At 65.8% G+C, this 17,939-nt stretch carries 17 protein-coding genes; 4 read left to right on the plus strand and 13 right to left on the minus strand.

Translation table 11 applies throughout. The features are described from left to right. Positions 1 to 5 precede the first annotated feature (5 nt). The gene (arsC, locus tag M2343_RS07825; protein WP_264576210.1) at positions 6 to 344 is read left to right on the plus strand and encodes an arsenate reductase (glutaredoxin); all 339 of its coding nucleotides are present in this window, start codon (positions 6 to 8) and stop codon (positions 342 to 344) included. Positions 345 to 353: 9 nt separating this feature from the next. On the opposite strand, the gene M2343_RS07830 is transcribed toward arsC, so the two are convergent. From M2343_RS07830 to M2343_RS07840, 3 genes are all read right to left on the minus strand, one after another. Continuing rightward, positions 354 to 635: a DUF427 domain-containing protein gene (locus M2343_RS07830; protein WP_264569792.1), complete on the minus strand. Its 282-nt coding sequence runs from the start codon at positions 633 to 635 to the stop codon at positions 354 to 356. A gap of 193 nt (positions 636 to 828) precedes the next feature. After that, a complete protein-coding gene (locus M2343_RS07835; protein ID WP_264576211.1) occupies positions 829 to 3,066 on the minus strand; it encodes a xanthine dehydrogenase family protein molybdopterin-binding subunit in 2,238 nt (745 codons plus the stop codon). After that, positions 3,063 to 3,536 (minus strand): (2Fe-2S)-binding protein, encoded by a 474-nt coding sequence (locus tag M2343_RS07840; RefSeq protein ID WP_181559114.1) that lies wholly within the window; start codon positions 3,534 to 3,536, stop codon positions 3,063 to 3,065. Before M2343_RS07840 ends, M2343_RS07835 begins: the two co-directional genes overlap by 4 nt. Before the next feature lie 145 nt (positions 3,537 to 3,681). Here M2343_RS07840 and M2343_RS07845 point away from each other — a divergent pair, with 145 nt between their 5' ends. After that, positions 3,682 to 4,599: an XdhC family protein gene (locus tag M2343_RS07845; protein ID WP_264576212.1), complete on the plus strand. Its 918-nt coding sequence runs from the start codon at positions 3,682 to 3,684 to the stop codon at positions 4,597 to 4,599. Continuing rightward, positions 4,599 to 5,207 carry an NTP transferase domain-containing protein gene (locus M2343_RS07850; RefSeq protein ID WP_264576213.1) on the plus strand — a complete coding sequence of 203 codons (609 nt, stop codon included), beginning with the start codon at positions 4,599 to 4,601 and terminating at the stop codon, positions 5,205 to 5,207. Before M2343_RS07845 ends, M2343_RS07850 begins: the two co-directional genes overlap by 1 nt. Positions 5,208 to 5,435: 228 nt before the next feature. On the opposite strand, the gene M2343_RS07855 is transcribed toward M2343_RS07850, so the two are convergent. The 10 genes from M2343_RS07855 to M2343_RS07900 all read right to left on the minus strand — a co-directional run bounded on the left by M2343_RS07855 (position 5,436) and on the right by M2343_RS07900 (position 16,236). Then, on the minus strand, positions 5,436 to 7,373 hold the full coding sequence (locus M2343_RS07855) for a potassium transporter Kup (protein WP_264569786.1): 1,938 nt from the start codon (positions 7,371 to 7,373) through the stop codon (positions 5,436 to 5,438). 102 nt (positions 7,374 to 7,475) lie between these two features. After that, positions 7,476 to 8,180: a tetratricopeptide repeat protein gene (locus M2343_RS07860; protein WP_264576214.1), complete on the minus strand. Its 705-nt coding sequence runs from the start codon at positions 8,178 to 8,180 to the stop codon at positions 7,476 to 7,478. Further along, entirely contained in the window at positions 8,177 to 8,599 is a 423-nt protein-coding gene (locus M2343_RS07865; protein ID WP_264576215.1) for a cytochrome c-type biogenesis protein CcmH, read from the minus strand. Before M2343_RS07865 ends, M2343_RS07860 begins: the two co-directional genes overlap by 4 nt. Beyond that, the gene (locus M2343_RS07870; RefSeq protein WP_264576216.1) at positions 8,596 to 9,138 is read right to left on the minus strand and encodes a DsbE family thiol:disulfide interchange protein; all 543 of its coding nucleotides are present in this window, start codon (positions 9,136 to 9,138) and stop codon (positions 8,596 to 8,598) included. Before M2343_RS07870 ends, M2343_RS07865 begins: the two co-directional genes overlap by 4 nt. Then, positions 9,135 to 11,096 (minus strand): heme lyase CcmF/NrfE family subunit, encoded by a 1,962-nt coding sequence (locus tag M2343_RS07875; protein WP_264576217.1) that lies wholly within the window; start codon positions 11,094 to 11,096, stop codon positions 9,135 to 9,137. Before M2343_RS07875 ends, M2343_RS07870 begins: the two co-directional genes overlap by 4 nt. Then, the gene (gene ccmE, locus M2343_RS07880; RefSeq protein WP_264576218.1) at positions 11,093 to 11,572 is read right to left on the minus strand and encodes a cytochrome c maturation protein CcmE; all 480 of its coding nucleotides are present in this window, start codon (positions 11,570 to 11,572) and stop codon (positions 11,093 to 11,095) included. Before ccmE ends, M2343_RS07875 begins: the two co-directional genes overlap by 4 nt. A gap of 1 nt (position 11,573) precedes the next feature. Next, positions 11,574 to 11,705 (minus strand): heme exporter protein CcmD, encoded by a 132-nt coding sequence (gene ccmD / locus M2343_RS07885; protein WP_181559106.1) that lies wholly within the window; start codon positions 11,703 to 11,705, stop codon positions 11,574 to 11,576. A gap of 9 nt (positions 11,706 to 11,714) precedes the next feature. After that, positions 11,715 to 12,446 (minus strand): heme ABC transporter permease CcmC, encoded by a 732-nt coding sequence (gene ccmC, locus M2343_RS07890; RefSeq protein ID WP_264576219.1) that lies wholly within the window; start codon positions 12,444 to 12,446, stop codon positions 11,715 to 11,717. Positions 12,447 to 12,528: 82 nt separating this feature from the next. After that, the gene (rodA, locus tag M2343_RS07895; RefSeq protein WP_264574755.1) at positions 12,529 to 13,644 is read right to left on the minus strand and encodes a rod shape-determining protein RodA; all 1,116 of its coding nucleotides are present in this window, start codon (positions 13,642 to 13,644) and stop codon (positions 12,529 to 12,531) included. A 168-nt stretch (positions 13,645 to 13,812) separates the two neighbouring features. Then, positions 13,813 to 16,236 carry a membrane-bound PQQ-dependent dehydrogenase, glucose/quinate/shikimate family gene (locus M2343_RS07900; protein ID WP_264576220.1) on the minus strand — a complete coding sequence of 808 codons (2,424 nt, stop codon included), beginning with the start codon at positions 16,234 to 16,236 and terminating at the stop codon, positions 13,813 to 13,815. Between the two features lie 235 nt (positions 16,237 to 16,471). On the opposite strand from M2343_RS07900, the gene purF reads away from it, so the two are divergent. Beyond that, positions 16,472 to 17,935 (plus strand): amidophosphoribosyltransferase, encoded by a 1,464-nt coding sequence (purF, locus tag M2343_RS07905; RefSeq protein WP_181559103.1) that lies wholly within the window; start codon positions 16,472 to 16,474, stop codon positions 17,933 to 17,935. The last annotated feature ends 4 nt before the right edge of the window (positions 17,936 to 17,939 follow it).

The following is a 17,939-nucleotide window of genomic DNA, read 5'->3' on the forward strand; positions in this document are numbered from 1 at the left end:
AGGCGATGAAGGCGACCATCTACCACAACCCTCGCTGCTCGAAATCCCGCGAGGCACTGGCGATCCTGCAGGAAACGCCGGGCGTCGAGGTGGAGATCGTCGAATATCTCAAGACCCCGCCGAGCCGCGACACGCTCGCTGCCCTCTATCAACGCGCGGGTCTCACCCCGCGCGAAGGCCTGCGCAAGGCCGAGGACAGCGCCAAGGCACTCAAGGACGCGGACGACGCCGCCATCCTCCACGCCATGGCTGCCGACCCCATCCTGATCGAACGCCCGCTGGTGGCGACCGAAAAAGGCGTGCGACTGGGCCGTCCGCCGGAGGCGGTGCGGGATATCCTGTAAGGCGACCGCTCAGCCGACCTCTACGCCTTTCCAGAAGGCGATGCGGTCGCGGATTGCTTCCGCCTCGGGCTTGGGATCGGGATAGTACCAGGCGGCATCCGGATTGTCGGCGCCGGCCACGTGCAAGCTATAATAATGCGCTGTACCCTTCCACGAGCAGACTGTCGTGGTGTCACTCGGGCGGAGGACGGCGGGATCGACGGCATCGGCGGGGAAATAGTGATTGCCTTCCACGACGACAGTGTCGTCGCTGCGGGCAATGACGGCGCCGTTCCAGCGGGCTTCGACCATGCGCATTCTCCTTAAGGTCCGGCGGGTGATAAGCGACCCGCCCCGTCCTCCCAACGCACGTCACCCCGGACTTGATCCGGGGTCCCGCTGCTTTGTGCGCCTCTGCTCTGACCGGCCGGTCGCGAGAAAGCTGGACCCCGGATCAAGTCCGGGGTGACGGTGGGGGAAGAAACCTCCTCCCCCCGTCCTCTCCTCAGACCGCCAGATCCGCCGGCACCACGGGAAGCGAGCGGATGCGCTTGCCGGTGGCGGCGAAGATGGCGTTGATGATCGCCGGGATCACCGGCGGCAGAGCCGGTTCACCGAGGCCGGTCGTATCATTGTCCGAGATCACCCATTCGACCACCACGTCCGCCGGTGCATCCACGATGCGCGGCAATGGGTAATCGTGGAAGTTGGTGCGGTTGGCCGCGCCATCCTTGATCTCGATCTTCTGGCCGGACAGCGCCTGGCCCAGCCCGTCGATCACCGCGCCCTGCGCCTGATGCAGCGCGTTGATGGGGTTGATGATCTGCCGGCCGACATCGCCGGCGACCCAGACCTTGTCGACGCTGACCTTGCCCGTCTTGGCGACGGTCACATCCACCACTTCGGCGAAATAGCCGCGATGGCTGTAATAGAAGCCGAAGCCCCGGCCCTTGCGCACGCCGTCCCCAGCATCCCCGCCGGTGCGACCCTTCCAGCCCGCCATCTGGCAGACCTTGTCGATCACCGCGCGGGCACGGCCCGTGTTGAACTCGGGCACGCTGCCATCCATGCCGGGGCGGTTGCCATGCTTCATCAGCCGCGCCTCGCCCAGCGTGCGGCGCATCAGCTCGGGCAGGTCGATCCCGCCGGCCAGCGCCACCTCATCGAGGAAGCTCTGGAACGCAAAGGCCAGCGCATTGGAACTCGGCGCGCGCAGATAGCCCGTCGGCACGTTGCTCTCGACATAGGAGACCGAGAGATCGACATCTGCCAGCAGAGGCGCCGGAAATTCCGTCGCGGTCATGGCGGCGCCGGTGTCCGGCTTGCCCTCCTTGCCATAGGTGATGAAATGGTCAGTAAAGGCCACGAGCTTGCCCGAGCCATCGATGCCCGCCTTGAAATCATGCCAGCCGCCGGGCCGGAAGAAATCGTGACGCAGATCGTCGGTGCGGGTCCAGATCATCTTGATCGGCCGACCGGGCAGCGCCTTGGCGATCTGCGCGACCTGCGCCATGTAATCGTTCATCAGCCGCCGGCCGAAGCCGCCACCAATGCGCGTCATGTGAATGGTGATCGCCTCCGGCCCGATGCCGAGCGCCTCGGACACCACCTTGCGCCCATCCGCCGGGAGCTGGGTGGGTGCCCAGAACTCGATCTTGCCGTCCTTGAACAGCGCGGTGCAGTTCTGCGGCTCAAGCGTGGCGTGGGCGATGTAGGGATATTCATAGCGCGCCGTGACGGTCTTTGCCGCGCTGGCCATGGCCTTGGCGGCATCGCCGGCCTTGTGGATCGAATCCTCCGGCGCAGCCGCCATCTTGGCCTCGGCCGAAGCCTTGAAGGCCGCGCTGGAGAAGCGCTTCTGCGCCTCCATATTCCACACCGGCTTCAGCGACGAGCGCGCCTGATTGGCGACCCACCAGCTTTCGGCCACGATCGCCACCGCATCATGCGGCCCCTTGGGATTGTAGCCGCTGTTGAGCGGCACCACGGCGATAATGCCGGGAAGCGCCTTCACCGCCGCCTCATCGAAGCTGGTGAGCGTGCCGCCATAAGCCGGGCACGCCTCGATCGCGGCATGAAGCAGGCCGGGCTTCTTCACATCGATGCCGAACAAAGGCTTGCCCGCCACGATGGCCGGCGTATCGACGCCGATCTTGGACTTGCCGATGATTTTGAAGCTCGCCGGGTCCTTGAGCGGCACGGTCTTGAGGTCCGGCGCCGCGATCTTCGCTGCTTCCGCCGCCAGCTCGGCATAGGTCACGCTGTGCTTGGCTGTGGGCGAGCCGGACGTCTGCGAGACGCGGCCGCCGCCGGTGGTGAGCGTGTCTTCCGGCACGCCCCAGCGCGCTGCCGCTGCCTTGATGAACATCTGCCGCGCCGCCGCGCCGATCTGGCGCATGGGCATGTAGTTCATCGGCGTGGTGAAGCTGCCGCCCGCCACCTGCATGCCGTAGGTCTTCTCGTCGGCGATGGTCGTCTCGGCCGTAACCTGCGCCCAGTCGACATCCAGTTCCTCGGCGATGAGCATCGGCAGCATCGTCTTGACGCCCTGGCCGATCTCAGGGTTCTTGGAGCCGATGACGAAGCGGTTATCCGGCAGAACGCGGATATAGGCGTTGATGATGACAGCCTTCTCGCCCGGCGCCTGCGCGAAGGCGAAGCGCGCATCGAAGGCCAGCACCGCGCCGCCGACCAGCGTCGCCTTGAGCAGCCTGCGGCGGTTCATGTTGAGGGGCGCGTTCATGCCGCGGCTCCCTCTTCGAGGCCGGCCGCCTGCTTGATGGCCTTGCGGATGCGCAAATAGGTCGCGCAGCGGCAGATATTGCCGCTCATCGCCGCATCGATCTGCTGATCGGTGGGCTTGGGCGTCTTGGCGAGCAAGGCCGTCGCGGAGACGATCTGCCCGGCCTGGCAGTAACCGCATTGCGGCACGTCGAGCTGGGTCCACGCCTCGCTCACGGCCTTGCCGACCGGCGTGGTCGCGACATGCTCGATAGTGGTGATCTGCTTGCCCGCCGCCGTACCGACCGGCGTGGTGCAGGAGCGCACGGCCTGCCCGTCGATCATCACCGTGCAGGCGCCGCACAGCGCCATGCCGCAGCCGAACTTGGTGCCGACCATATCCAGATCTTCACGAAGCACCCAGAGCAGCGGCTTCTTGGGGTCGGATTCGACCTGCCTTTTTTGCCCGTTGACCATCAGTTCGGTGGCCATGCCGCTTCTCCCTCCGCAATGTCTCGATGAACAGCGACATTGCCGTTGCTCTCGCCCGGTTGTCAATGTCCGTAGGCTTGCAATAATGAGGCTGGCGAGAGATGGCAGCGGCTCCCCTGCCCCCACCCCGATACAGGACCAGCGCTTGAACGATATCGATGCCATCATCGCCGCCGCGCGGGACTGGGCCGGCCAGCCCATGGCGCTCGCCACCGTCGTGGAAGCCTCCGGCTCCGCGCCAAGGCCGCGCGGCGGGCATATGCTCATTGCGGCAGATGGACGCTTTGCCGGATCGATCTCGGGCGGCTGCGTGGAATATGACGTGTTCGCCATGGCCGAGCGGGCGCTCACGAAGGGCGAGACCGGCCTGCGCTATTTCGGCAGCACAGACCCCAGCATATGGGAGCCAGGCCTGCCCTGCGGCGGGCAGATCGGTGTGCTCGTCCAGCCGGTGAGCGAGGCGGGCTTTGCGCCAGCCCTGTTCGAGGCGATCGCGCAGGCGCGCGCGGCGGGCAAGGCGGTCGCGATCTCCACTGACCTTGCGACTGGCAAGGCCCGGCTGGGGACGCAGGCGGGGCAGTTCGTCAATCTCTATGAGCCGGCGCGCAAGCTGCTGATCATCGGCGCGGTGCAGATCGGCCAGGCGCTCGCGGCCATCGCGCAGACGCTCGGCATGGCAGTGACGGTCAACGACCCGCGCGAGCGCTTCCTGAGCGCCGAGCGCTTCCCCAGCGTGACCTTGACCGATGCCTGGCCGGACGAGGCCGTCGCCAGCTTCGCGCCGAATGCCGCCTGCGCGGTAGTGACGCTGAGCCACGACATCAAGATCGATGACCCTGCGCTGATCGCGGCGCTGGCGCAGTCGACGGGCTATATCGGTGCGCTCGGATCGCGTGCCAATCATGCGCGGCGGCTGGAGCGGCTCGCGGCGGCGGGGGTGAGCGCGGACGAGCTGCGCCGGGTGGACGGGCCGGCCGGCCTGCCGATCGGCGGCCTTGGTCCGCAGGAGATTGCCCTCTCCATCGCCGCCGGCATGGTCGCGGCCTTTCGCGGCACGCGCTGATGACGCTGCCCGGCCTTGCTGTGGCGCTGCTCGCGGCAGGGCGCTCGACGCGCTTCGGCACAGCGGACAAGCTGGCGGCGGACCTTGGCGGACGCGGGCTGATCGGCTGGGGGGCTGAGGCCGGGCGAATGGTGGAGGCGGCCCATCATCTGCTGGTGGCGCCGGCGGGCGTGGACTGGGGAAGCCATGCACCGGGATATCGGCTGGTCGTCAATTCTCGGCCAGAAGCGGGGATGGCGCACTCTTTGGGTCTGGCGGCGACGGCGGCGCAGGAAGCCGGAGCCTCGACGTTGATGGTGCTGCTCGCGGATATGCCGTTTGTCACGGCCGAGCATCTGGACGCGGTGCTTGGGCAGTTTGCGACGGATCGAGCGTCCGCTGTCTTCTCCTGTTCGCCCGAAGGCGTTGCTCAACCGCCCGCGCTGTTTCCGGCGCGGGCTTTCGCTGATCTCCAAGCGCTCGAAGGAGATCGGGGTGCGCGGGGCCTCGCCACAGGGTCTGCGCTGGTGAGCGCCGACGCACGGCTGCTGCTGGATATCGACACGCCGGAAGATCTCGCGCGGGCGCGGGTGATGGTTGCGAACACGGAGAGCAAAGCTCCGGACTGAGCGCACTCTCAAAATCCCGGCAGCATCACCCTCCCCGTGCTCCTGCGGAGGCAGGAGCCCAGGGCGTTCGAGAACCACGGCGCCGTATAGAGAAAGTTCGCGCACATGCCGAGCGTATCGGGTTCAAGTCGGCTGATTGATTGAAGCGCTTTACCGCCCTGAGCTCCTGCCTTCGCAGGAGCACGAGAGAAATCTCGAGTTGCGGAGCGATGCCCTCTCGATGCGCCCCTAAATCTCCAGCTGGCTACCCAGTTCGATCACGCGATTGGTCGGCAGGCGGAAGAACTCCATCGGGCTTTCCGCGTTGCGCAGCATCCAGGCGAAGAGCTTTTCGCGCCAGATCGGCATTCCGGGCCGGGCGGCCGGCAGCAAGGTCTGGCGCGTGAGGAAGAAGCTCGTCTCGATCATGCGGAAAGGCTGGCCGCAACCTTCCACCATCGCCAGCGCGGCAGGCACATCGGCCTCTTCCATGAAGCCGTAATGAATCAGCACGCGATAGAAGCCGCGCCCGAGATCCTCGACCTGATAGCGATAGGAGGCATCGACGGTCGGCACGTCGAGCACCTTGACCGTCAGCAGCACCACCCGCTCGTGCAGCACCTTGTTGTGCTTGAGATTATGCAGCAGCGCATGCGGCACACCGTCCGAGGTGGAGGTCATGAACACCGCCGTGCCCTGCACCCGCACGGCGCTGTTGGCGGCCGAGGCGACGAAGACCGGGATCGGCATGGCCGCTTCGCTCAGGCGATCGACCATCAACCCGCGGCCCTTGGCCCAGGTGGTGAGCATGGTGAAGATCACCAGGCCGACCAGCAGCGGGAACCAGCCGCCATCCGGCACTTTGGTCAGATTGGCGCCGAAATAGGCGATGTCCACGATGAAGAAGATCGCCAGCGCGCCATAGGCCAGCAGGCGGTTCCACTTCCACAGCGAGAGCAGCAGCACCGCGAGCAGGCAGGTGTCGATGAACATCGCGCCCGTCACCGCGATGCCATAGGCCGCGGCGAGATTGCTGGAGGAGCGGAACGAGAGCACCAGCAGGATGACCATCACCATCAGGCCCCAGTTGATGACCGGGATGTAGATCTGCCCCTGCGCGCTGGCGCTGGTGTGCTTGATCTTGAGGCGCGGAATGAAGCCGAGCTGGATCGCCTGCTGGGTGAGCGAAAAGGCGCCGGTAATGACGGCCTGGCTGGCAATGATCGTCGCGACAATAGCGAGGATGACGAGCGGCAGGCGGAAGTTTTCCGGCGCGAGCAGGAAGAAGGGATTGCGGATCGCGTGATCCACCTGATCCGCCGGCAGAGAGAGGATGAACGCCCCCTGCCCCAGATAATTGAGCATGAGGCCGGGCAACACGAAGAACAGCCAGGAAACCCGGATCGGGTTGCGCCCGAAATGCCCCATATCCGCGTACAGCGCTTCCGCGCCGGTGACGGCGAGCACGACGGAGCCGAGCGCAAGGAAGGCCAGCAACTTGTCGGTCAGGAAGAACTGGAAGGCATACCAGGGATTGAGCGCCAGCAGGATCGCCGGATCGGTCGCGATATGCATGATGCCGAGGCCCGCAAGCGTCGCAAAATAGACCAGCATGATCGGCCCGAAAAGCTGGCCGACCCGCGCCGTTCCGCGCGACTGGATAGCGAACAGGCCGATAAGGATCGCCACGGAGATCGGCAAAACCAGTGGCGCGAAATGCGCGTTGACGGTGATGAGACCTTCCGACGCGGACAGCACGGACATGGCCGGGGTGATCATCGAATCGCCGTAGAAGAGCGCGGTGGCGAAGACCCCGAGGATGACGATCGGCCCGGTCCAGCGCTTGCGCCCGCTGCGGCGGTTCACCAGCGCGAGCAGCGCCAGGCTGCCGCCTTGCCCCTTGTTGTCGGCCCGCATGATGATCGAGACATATTTGATCGTCACGACGATCATCATCGACCAGAAGATCAGGCTGAGCACGCCGTAGATATGCAGCGCATCAGGCGCGAGCGGGTGATGCCCCGCGAACGTCTCGCGGAAGGCGTAGATCGGGCTGGTGCCGATATCGCCGAAGACAATACCCATCGCCGCCAGCGCCATCTTGCGCAGGCTGTCCGGGCCATGCCCATGACCAGCGGCCGCAGGATTCCCCGCCGCAAAGTCTCGTGGCTGATCGGTAGGGCTCACTTGCCCGCCTGACTCGCAATCATCAATCGCGCTTCCCTTGCCCAGGCCCTGCCCTGAACGGGCGGCGCCCTAGCACTTCGTCGAGAGGCACGCAACGCACCATCAGGGCCCGGCATTTCCGCTTTGAGGCGCTCCAGCCTGCGGGGCATCGCCCTGAGACGGGCCGCCCTGCGCGATGGCATCGCGCCGCTCGATGAGCGCATTGAGCAACGCCACGTTGCGGATCAGCTCCTCACGCAGCTCGAAATCCTCCGGCAGGCGCGCTGCCAGCTTCAGCCAGACATCACGCGCGCGGTCGAACTGACCCGATTCCGCCAGGGCAAGCCCATAGAAATAATTGGGAGAAACGCCGTCCGGCTGGAAATGCAGGGCCTGCGCAAAGGCGTAATCCGCCGCCGGGGTCAGCGTGCCATTGCCATGCGCGACCAGCGCATTGCCCAGCCCCACCCAGATGTTCGCGTCATCGGGATATTCCTTCAGGCCTGAGAGCAGCACATTGGCGGCGCCGGCAGTGTTGCCCTTGCGGGCGAGCGCGTCGGACACGACGAGCCACTTCGTCGCTCCCGTCAGCCGCTCGCCGATTTCCGAGCGCTTCTTGGCCAGCGCCTCATCGAACTTCACGCGCGAGTCGTTCGCCGCGACCGGCTTGTCGGCCAGACCCGGACTGCCCTGCCAGGCATAGCCGGCGAGGCCGAGCAGCAGCGCAGTGGCAACCGGCGCGGCATGGCGGAGCGGGAGGCGTGCACCAAGCATGATGCCGATGCCGACGATGAGCGCGAGGCCCGCTGCGATCAACAGGCCGGTCATGCCTTTGCTCCCTTGCGACGGCGCATCCGCCCATAAGCCAGCGCTCCGCCAGCGCCGAGCAGCATGAGCGGCGCGGCCCAGAGCGGCCAGAGAATGGGATCGGCGGTCGGTTTGTAGCTGATCCAGTCACCGTAGCGCTCGATGAGCCATGCGCGAATGGCCTCGGGGTCTTCGCCCGCGGCGATGCGCTCGCGGATGATCGAGCGCAGGTCCGCCGCCATGCTCGCGTCGCTGTCCGCAATGGACTGGCTCTGGCATGTCAGGCAGCGAATCGTGTGCATCAGCTCGGTTGCCTTCGCCTCCAGCGCCGGATCGTCGAGCTGGCGATTGGCATAGGGTGCGGGCGGCAGTGCGGTCTGCGCGAACACAGGCGCCGGCAGGATGGCGAGCAACGCCGGCAGGATCAGCGCGCCTCTCATGACCGCGCCTCGCGCAGCTTGGCGAGGATCATGTCCACATCCTGCGGGCCGATCACGCCGATATGCTGGTAGCGGATGATGCCCTTGCCATCGACCACGAACGTCTCCGGCACCCCGGAAGAGCCCATATAGAACTGCAGGGCACTGCGCTCATCCAGCCCGATGCGCTGATAAGGGTTACCGTGACGCGTGAGGAAGTCGTCCACATCGGCGCGAGCATCGCGGATCGCGACGCCATCGATGGGGACGCCGCGCTGGGCGAGTTGCAGCAGCACCGGCGCCTCGGCGATGCAGGGCACGCACCAGCTGGCGAAGATGTTGAGCAGGCGCGGCTGCCCGTCCGCCATCGCCTTGGTCGAGAGCGTCGGGCGGCTGGAGGCGCCCGCCGGCAGGTCCATCGGCGGGACCGGCTTGCCGATCATCCGCGATTGCACCACCGTCTGCTGCTCACGGTTAAGGCCGAGCGAGGCCACGCCGAGGAAGATCACATAGGCAATCAGCGGAATCCACAGGATGAGCGAGCGCTTGCCGAATTTCATGCCAACGCCTCCTGCGGATGCTCCGCAGCGGCGCCAGATGCGCGCGCGAGCCGCGCCTGCTTGCGCTCGCGCCGGACGCGGCCGACCAGCGCCAGCGCGCCGCCCAGCGCGATCAGTCCCGCGCCGCCCCAGATCAGCGTGACGAACGGCTTCCACCAGATGCGCAACTGCCAGCGGCCGTTTTCAAGCGCTTCACCGAGCACCAGATAGAGCTGGCCGTTCCAGCGGGTGAGTTGGATGGACTCGTTGGTCGGCGTCGGCGGATCGGTGAAATAGCGGGCCTGAGGCCGCGCGGTGCCGATCACCTTGGCGCCACGCCGCACGACAAGCTGCGCTTCCATGGCGGTCCAGTTCGGCCCGGCATAGGGCCGCACCCCTTCCATGGTCACGGTGTAGCCGGCGATCTCGAAAGAGTCCCCCGGCGCAGCCGCCGCCAGCCGCTCGGATGAGAAGGCCGATTCGCTCGCCATGCCGGCCAGGCTGACTGCGCAGCCCAGATGCGCGATCACCATGCCATAAGTGAACATCGGCGTGCGCCGCAGATTGCGCTTCCAGAGCGGCGCAACGCTGGCCACGGCAACGGCGGCTGCCATGACCAGGCCCAGCAGCGGCAACCAGCCGATCGGGCGATCCGCAAACAGCAGCACGGCGATCAGCGTGACCACGGCAGCGCCGATGGCGGGAGCCGAACGCCGCAGTGCCGCGCCCGACTCGTCCCGCCGCCAGCGCAGCAGCGGCCCGACGACCAGCGCGGTCATCAGCACCAGCGTGATCGGCCCGATCACCGCGTTGAAATAAGGCGGACCCACAGAGACGCTCTGGCCCAGCATTTCGGTCAGCAGCGGATAGAGCGTGCCAATGAGCACCAGCCCCAGGATCACGCACAGCAGCAGATTGTTGACGACGAGCAGCGCCTCGCGGCTGAGCGGATCAAACCGGGCGCCCTCGTTGACCGTGTGAACCCGCATGGCGAACAACGCGAGCGCGCCGCCGATATAGAGGCCGAGCAGAATGAGGATGAAGCTGCCGCGCGTGGGATCGACCGCGAAGGCGTGGACGCTGGTCAGGATACCCGAGCGCACGAGGAAGGTGCCTATCATCGACATGGCGAAAGCGACCACTGCCAGCATCACCGTCCAGGCGCGCAACGCATCGCGGGCAGCCAGGACCGAAGCGCTATGGAGCAGCGCCGTCGCCGCCAGCCACGGCATGAGCGAGGCATTCTCGACCGGGTCCCAGAACCACCAGCCACCCCAGCCCAACTCGTAATAAGCCCAGTAGGAGCCGGCCGCGATGCCGATGGTCAGCAGCACCCAGGCGCCCAGCACCCACGGCCGGATCGCACGGGCGAAGCGGGCATCCACCTGCCGGGTGAGCAGCGCGCCCACTGCGAAGGAGAAGGCCACGGACAGGCCAACATAGCCGAAATAAAGCGTCGGCGGGTGGAAGGCGAGACCGGGGTCCTGGAGCAGTGGATTGAGCCCCTGCCCCTCTACCGCCGGAGGATTGAGGCGCTGGAAGGGATTGGAGGCAAACAGCAGGAAGGCGTAAAAACCAAGGCTGATCGCCGCCTGCGCGCCGAGCGTCGCGAAATGGGTCGCGCGGTCGAGACTGCGCTCGAACAGCGCCACCGCGCCGCCGGCAAGGCTCATCACCGCCACCCAGAGCAGCATCGAGCCCTCGTGATTGCCCCAGGCGCCAGCGAATTTGTAGATGAACGGCTTGAGCGAATGGCTGTTCGCCGCGACCAGATAGACCGACATGTCGGAGATCAGGAACAGCACGATGAGCAGCGCCATAGCGAGACCCGCCAGCACGCCCTGCGCGACCGCCAGGGGCCGGATGAAGCGGGCCGCATCGGCATTGCCGCGCGCGACGGCCGACCAGGCGAGCAGCAATTGCAGGCCGGCGAGCGTGGCCGCGAGCCACAGGGCGGCAAGGCCGGCTTCAGCGATCATTGGCCGCTTGCATCCACCTGATGGGTCTGCGGATCATATTTGATGCCCTCCATCTCGCGCGGCATGTAGCGTTCGTCATGCTTGGCGAGGATGTTGGTCGCGCGGAACACGCCGTCTTCCCCAAAGGCGCCTTCCGCCACCGCGCCGCTGTTCTCGGCAAAGAGGTCGGGCGTGATGCCGGTGAAGGAAGCCGGCACGGTGGCCTTGCCGTCAGTCAGGCGGAAATCCACCGTCGTCCCGTTGGCGTGGCGCTTGATGCTTCCTGCTTCGACCATGCCACCCAGACGAATCGCGCGGCCCGGCTCGACCTTGGCGGCCAGCGCTTCGGCGGGGGTGTAGAAATAGGCAGCCTGCGAGCGCAGCGCGGACATGGCCAGCAGCACGCCACCGATCATCGCCGCCAGCGCCAGCACGACGAGAATGAGGCGCTGATGCTTGCGCTTGGGGCCAGCTCTGTTCGACGTCACCGCAACCATTTCAATCCCGCTCCAGCAAATCCCGCGCCCGGCGCTCCGCCTGCCGCGCGCGCGCCCAAGCCCACAGGCTGGTCGCAACCGTCGCAACGAAGGTGAGGCCATAAGCCGCAATCACGAAAGGCCAGGGATTCATCGGTTATCCTCAGCCCCGCGACATCCGGCGCAACCGCGCCTCGATCCGATTTTCCGCCAGCATCGCCCGCATCCGCAGCAGCACGATCGCCGTGAACCAGAGGGTAAAGCCGAGCACGGTCAAGCCCAAAGGCCAGAGCATGGAGGGCGCGATGCTGCTGCTCATGCCGACCACGCTGATGCTCTTGGCCTGGTGGAGACTGTTCCACCACACGACCGAATAATGGATGATCGGCAGATTGAGCGCGCCGATGAGCGCATAGATCGCCGTCACGCGGCTGACGCCGCCGGCATCGCCCCGCTCCACGCTGGCGCGCGCCAGCGCGATATAGCCGATGTAGAGAAACAGCAGCAGCAGCATGGAGGTCAGCCGCCCGTCCCATTCCCACCATGTCCCCCAGGTGGGTCGGCCCCAGATCGATCCGGTCGCGAGGCACAGGGCGGTGAAGACCGCGCCGGGCACCGCAATGGCCCGGCCCGCCACACTCGCCAGTGGGTGGCGCCAGACAAGCTGCATGATTGCCGCAATGGTGAGGCCACTCCACCCGCCCATGCCCAGCCAGGCAGCCGGCACGTGGATGTAGAGGATACGGAAGCTGTGCCCCTGCAGATAATCGGCGGGCGCCATAAACAGCCCTGCCCAGCAACCGGCGAGAATCAGAAAGATGCCGCCCCAGAAGCACCAGGGCGTCGCAGGCACGGCAATCGCCAGGAAACGTCGCGGGTTCGCAAGGACGTGCATCCCGCCCCTTTAGAGACAGCGGGGCAGGCGCGCCAGTGGCTTTGGCCAGAGAATGTGACCCCGAATATGACCCCGGCCGCGATCAGCGCAGATAGGGGTTGGCGCGCTTGCGGGTCTTGCGGTCGATGCCCATCAACAGCCCCAGTGAGATCATGATCGAGAGCATCGCGGAGCCGCCGTAGGAGACGAGCGGCAGAGGCAGGCCGACCACCGGCGCGAAGCCGACGACCATCATCATGTTGATGGAGATGTAGAGGAACAGGCTGCAGGTCAACCCCGCCGCCAGCAGTTGGTCGAAGCGGCTGGCCGCATCCCGCGCGACGTTCATGCCCCAGCGCAGCAGCAGCCAGAACAAGGCGATGATGACCGTCGCGCCGAGCAGCCCCCACTCCTCGGTAATAGCCGGAAAAATGAAATCGGTATGCGACTCAGGAAGATAATGAAGATGGCTCTGACTGCCTTGCAGGTAGCCCTTGCCGAAGAAGCCGCCCGAGCCAATGGCGATGACCGACTGGGTGATGTGATAGCCCGCGCCCAGCGGATCGGCCTCCGGGTTCATGAAAATCGTCACGCGCCGCTGCTGGTGCGGCAGCAGGAAGCTGTAGATCACCGGGATCAGCACGATCGCGGCCGCGCCCGCCGCCGCATAGAGCCGCAGCGGCAATCCCGCGAGAAAGGTCACGACCGCCACAGACAGCACCAGCATCATGCCGGTGCCGAGATCCGGCTGGAGCAGGATGAGCGCGAAGGGCACCACCGTGAGCGCGACCGGTGGCCATAGCGCCGTGAAGGAGCGCGTCGCGGCGGGCGGCAACATCTCGTAGAATCGCGCGACCATGCCGATCACGGCCAGCCGCACGAACTCGGAGGGCTGCAACTGCATGAAGCCGAGATTGAGCCAGCTCCGCGCCCCGCCCCCCACGATGCCCATCATCAGCACAATGATGAGCAGCGCGAGACTCGCCAGATAGGCCGGGAAGAGCAGCGGCTTGAACTGCTCGGAGGGGATGTAGGAAATCACCAGTGCCAGGATCAGAAACAGCGCAAAGCGCAGCAGATGCGCACCGGCCCACGGCACCATCGAACCACCAGCCATGGAATAGAGTGCGAGCGCGCCGACCACCGCCAGCGCCGTCACGATGCCGATGGCACGCCAGGACTGGTTGGCGATCGCAGGCGGGACATGCACGAGCATCATTGGACGGATCTTGAACCGGAGTTTGGGAAGGCGACGTTGCCCTACCCGCCTAATGCCTTTCCGCCTCCAGTGAAAGCACGCGCTTAACCCCTTCGCCTCAGGCAAGCGCTCGGCGGATCGAGCGAGCTTGCCACGCCCGACCTGCCAAAGCCATGTTTCCTCCCATTCTCATCCCGGCAGGGCGTAGGCGATCACTTCATCGCCAATCGGCGTCTCCATGAAATGGTGCCCGCCCGCCATGATGACGAGATACTGCTTTCCGTTCACCTCATACACGCTTGGCGTCGCCTGACCGCCCGCCGGCAGTGTATCCTGCCAGAGCGTCTTGCCCGTCTCGATGTCGATGGCGCGGATCAGATTGTCCGTCGCTGCGGCGATGAAGGCCACACCGCCAGCCGTGACCACTGCGCCACCATTGTTCGGCGTGCCGATGTTGATGGGAAGCATTGACGGAATTCCCCAGGGGCCATTGCGCCGCGCGGTGCCGAAGGGGCGATCCCAGATGGTCTGGCCCGTCCGCATGTCGATCGCACGGATACCGCCATAAGGCGGGCGCTTGCACAGCAGGCCAGTCAGCGAAAGCCGCCACCCTGCGTTTACCGAAATGGCATAAGGCGAGCCGGCCTGCGGGTCTTGCGAGCCATGCCCGCCACCCTCGCTCATGCTGCCGCCCCGCGCCTTCTCATCGCCACGCGGCGCCGGGAAGCCGCGACGGTCCGCCTCGGCGCGCGGCACCAGGCGATTATAGTTGGGCATATTATTGTAGTTGGCGAGGATCACGCCGCGTACCGGATCGATGGCGAGGCCGCCCCAGTCCGTACCGCCATTATAGCCCGGATATTCGACGAAGTGCTTGTCCGCCGTGGGAGGCGTGTACCGCCCGCGATATTCCGCCTGCCGATATTGGATGCGACAGACCATCTGGTCGATGGGCGACATGCCCCACATGTCGCTTTCCTTGAGGTCGGGGAAGGCGAGCGTGTGGTAGGTCGAATAAGGCTGGGTAGGGCTGCGCCGCTGCGGCTCCACACCGGTGCGCGGCACCGCCCGCTCCTGCACCGGGAAGATCGGCTGGCCGGTGCGACGATCCAGTACGTAGATTTCGCCCTGCTTGCTCGGCAGGATCAGCGCCGGCACCGTGCCGGAGCCATTGGGGAAATCGGCCAGCGAGGCCTGCGCGCCGAGATCATAGTCCCACACGTCGCGATGCACGGTCTGGAAACGCCAGCGCGGCTTGCCGGTCGTCACGTCCAGCGCAACCAGCGAGGAAGAAAAACTGTCTTCCTGCGGGCTGCGGCTCCCGCTCCAGTAATCCACCGCGGAATTGCCCATCGGCAGATATACGAGGCCCAGCGATTCATCGCCGCTGGCAATGGTCCACATATTGGGTGTGCCGCGCGCATATTCCTGCCCGGCCGGCGGATCGCCAGCCCAATCCGGGTTGAGCATGTCCCACGCCCAGCGCTTCTCGCCGGTGACCGCATCATAGCCCTGGATGACGCCGGACGGCGCATCGCGCTTTTGCCCATCCAGCACTTGGTGCCCGGTCACGATGACGCCTTGCACGATGGTGGGCGGCGATGTGATCGAGACCATGCCCGGCACCACCTTGCCCATGCCGCGCTTGATATCGACCGCGCCGTTCTCCCCGAAGTCGGCGCATGGCCGCCCGGTCTGTGCATCCACGGCAATCAGACGGCCATCCAGCGTGCCCTCGATGATCCGCGTCGCGCAGGCCTGCCCTTCCGTGGCTTGCGGCACGGCATAATAAGCGACGCCGCGGCACGCGGCCGTATAGGGAATCCACGCATGATCGACCTTGGGATCGTAGCGCCAGCGCTGCTGACCGGTCGCCGGATCGAGCGCGATGAGAATGTTAGTGGCCGAGCACAGGTAGAGCGTATTGCCGACCTTCAGCGGCGTCGTTTCGGCGCCATATTTGTTGTCGGCCATGTCCTTGGGCAGATCGCCGGTGTGGAACACCCAGGCGCGCTGCAATTTTCCGACATTGGCGGGCGTGATCTGTCCGAGCGGCGAATAACGCTGCGCCGCGTAGCTGCCGCCATAAGCCGGCCAGTCCGTCCCGGGCCGCAACAGCGAGGGATCGGCCACCGTCGAGGCTAGCCGCGCCGGCATCGCGCCCACCTCCGGCAGGTTGAGGCGGGAGATCACCACGCCACCCAAGGCCAGCACCAGCACGGCTGCCACGCTCGCGATGACCGGCAAGCGCCATTGCCAGCGCTCGGGCTGAAGCGCCGGCAAGGTCAGCAGCACAAGGATCAGGAGCACCGTCGGGCCGACGGTGAAGGGAATCAGTGCCCACCCATCGAGCCCGGCCTCAGCCAGCCCCCAGATGATCGAAAGTCCATAGGCGGCGAGATAGACCCAGACGCCCAGCACCCGCTGTCGGATGAGGAGAAAGCCCGCCAGACCGAGGAGCACCCCGGCAATGAGGTAATAGAGGCTGCCACCCAGCACCGCGAGCCATGCGCCGCCGATAGCCAGCACAAGGCCGACCAGCGCGATAATCGCGCCGACGATGGTTGCGAAGAGGGAGCGAGCACGCGCGCGGGACGTCCAATCAACCGGCATGGCGATCTCCTTTTGCGAGGGAAACAGCCCCCGGGCGGCATGGTTCCGAACTTTATGCCGCTCGCCGATTTTGGCAGCTGCACGCGCTTATGGAGGGTCTGCCTTCGCCCAACCCGACGCATTCACCACCTTTCTTGCGACAATGGGGCGACAAAGCAGTTTGACGCTCCTATATGGCCGGCAACGAGGATCGCGACGCGGCGGGAATCGCACCCCGTCGGCTATGAGTAGAGCCATGCTGACCACGCACCCATTTGATGACGACAAGCTGCGCGAAGAGTGCGGCGTTTTTGGCGTATATGGCGCCGACACAGCCTCCGCCATGGTGGCGCTGGGCCTTCACGCCCTGCAGCATCGCGGGCAGGAAGCCGCCGGCATCACCAGCTGGGACGGTGAGGAGTTCCACACCCACCGGGCCATGGGCCATGTCGCGGGCAACTTCGACAAGGACGATGTGATCCGCCAGCTCGCAGGCCATGTTGCCTGCGGCCATGTGCGCTATTCGACCACCGGTGAGACCGCGCTGCGCAACGTCCAGCCGCTCTATGCCGAGCTGTCCTCGGGCGGCTTCGCCATCGCTCACAATGGCAACATCTCCAACGCGATGAACCTGCGCAAGCGGCTGGTGCGCGATGGCGCGATCTTCCAATCGACCAGCGATACCGAGGTGATCATCCACCTCGTCGCCAAATCGCGTTACCGGACCCTGCTGGATCGCTTCATCGATGCGCTCAAGCAGGTGGAAGGCGCCTATTCGCTCATCTGCCTGACGCGCGAGGGCCTGATCGCCTGCCGCGATCCGCTCGGCATCCGTCCGCTGGTGATGGGCCGGCTGGGCGATGCGATCATCTTCGCCTCCGAGACTGTGGCGTTCGATGTGGTCGGCGCGGAATATATCCGGCAGGTCGAGCCCGGCGAGCTGATCGTGGTGACGCAGGGCGGCGAAATCCGCTCGCACCGCCCCTTTGGCGAGACGGCGCAGGCCCGCCCCTGCATCTTCGAGCATGTCTATTTCTCGCGGCCGGATTCCATTGTGGATGGCAGCAGCGTCTATTCGGTCCGCAAGGGCATTGGCGCGCAGCTGGCCATCGAGAGTCCGGTCGATGCCGATCTCGTGATTCCCGTGCCGGATAGCGGCGTGCCTGCCGCCATCGGCTATGCGCAGCAATCGGGCATTCCGTTCGAGCTGGGCATTATCCGCTCGCATTATGTCGGCCGCACCTTCATTCAGCCGGGCGACAAGGTTCGCCATCTGGGCGTGAAGCTCAAGCACAACGCCAATCGGGCGCTGATCGCCGGCAAGCGCATCGTGCTGATCGACGATTCGATCGTGCGCGGCACCACCAGCCTCAAGATCGTGCAGATGATGCGCGAGGCCGGCGCCAAGGATGTGCACATGCGCATCGCCAGCCCGCCGACCCGGCATAGCTGCTTCTACGGCGTCGATACGCCCGAGCGCGCCAAGCTGCTCGCGCATCGCATGGATGTCTCGCAGATGTGTTCGTTCATTCATGCCGACAGCCTCGCCTTCGTGTCGATCGAAGGCCTCTACCGGGCGATCGGCGAGGCCCGCCGCAACGATGAGCTGCCGCAATATTGCGATGCCTGCTTCACCGGCGATTATCCCACCACCCTCACCGACTTCGACGATCAGGCCGAAGTGAACCAGCTCGAACTGCTGCGCGAACGCGTGGTCTGAGCCG

It is taken from the genome of Sphingobium sp. B8D3B, assembly GCF_025961875.1.
Lineage (GTDB): Bacteria > Pseudomonadota > Alphaproteobacteria > Sphingomonadales > Sphingomonadaceae > Sphingobium.

What these genes read in the sequence shown, in the direction of transcription:
- M2343_RS07830 (WP_264569792.1), bottom strand. Translation starts at nt 635, where the DNA reads ATGGTCGAAGCCCGCTGGAACGGCGCCGTCATTGCCCGCAGCGACGAC.
- ccmD (WP_181559106.1), bottom strand. Translation starts at nt 11,705, where the DNA reads ATGAATCCCTGGCCTTTCGTGATTGCGGCTTATGGCCTCACCTTCGTT.
- M2343_RS07870 (WP_264576216.1), bottom strand. Translation starts at nt 9,138, where the DNA reads ATGAAATTCGGCAAGCGCTCGCTCATCCTGTGGATTCCGCTGATTGCC.
- M2343_RS07840 (WP_181559114.1), bottom strand. Translation starts at nt 3,536, where the DNA reads ATGGCCACCGAACTGATGGTCAACGGGCAAAAAAGGCAGGTCGAATCC.
- rodA (WP_264574755.1), bottom strand. Translation starts at nt 13,644, where the DNA reads ATGATGCTCGTGCATGTCCCGCCTGCGATCGCCAACCAGTCCTGGCGT.
- arsC (WP_264576210.1), top strand. Translation starts at nt 6, where the DNA reads ATGAAGGCGACCATCTACCACAACCCTCGCTGCTCGAAATCCCGCGAG.
- M2343_RS07835 (WP_264576211.1), bottom strand. Translation starts at nt 3,066, where the DNA reads ATGAACGCGCCCCTCAACATGAACCGCCGCAGGCTGCTCAAGGCGACG.
- M2343_RS07860 (WP_264576214.1), bottom strand. Translation starts at nt 8,180, where the DNA reads ATGACCGGCCTGTTGATCGCAGCGGGCCTCGCGCTCATCGTCGGCATC.
- ccmC (WP_264576219.1), bottom strand. Translation starts at nt 12,446, where the DNA reads ATGCACGTCCTTGCGAACCCGCGACGTTTCCTGGCGATTGCCGTGCCT.
- M2343_RS07875 (WP_264576217.1), bottom strand. Translation starts at nt 11,096, where the DNA reads ATGATCGCTGAAGCCGGCCTTGCCGCCCTGTGGCTCGCGGCCACGCTC.
- purF (WP_181559103.1), top strand. Translation starts at nt 16,472, where the DNA reads ATGCTGACCACGCACCCATTTGATGACGACAAGCTGCGCGAAGAGTGC.
- M2343_RS07865 (WP_264576215.1), bottom strand. Translation starts at nt 8,599, where the DNA reads ATGAGAGGCGCGCTGATCCTGCCGGCGTTGCTCGCCATCCTGCCGGCG.
- M2343_RS07850 (WP_264576213.1), top strand. Translation starts at nt 4,599, where the DNA reads ATGACGCTGCCCGGCCTTGCTGTGGCGCTGCTCGCGGCAGGGCGCTCG.
- ccmE (WP_264576218.1), bottom strand. Translation starts at nt 11,572, where the DNA reads ATGGTTGCGGTGACGTCGAACAGAGCTGGCCCCAAGCGCAAGCATCAG.
- M2343_RS07900 (WP_264576220.1), bottom strand. Translation starts at nt 16,236, where the DNA reads ATGCCGGTTGATTGGACGTCCCGCGCGCGTGCTCGCTCCCTCTTCGCA.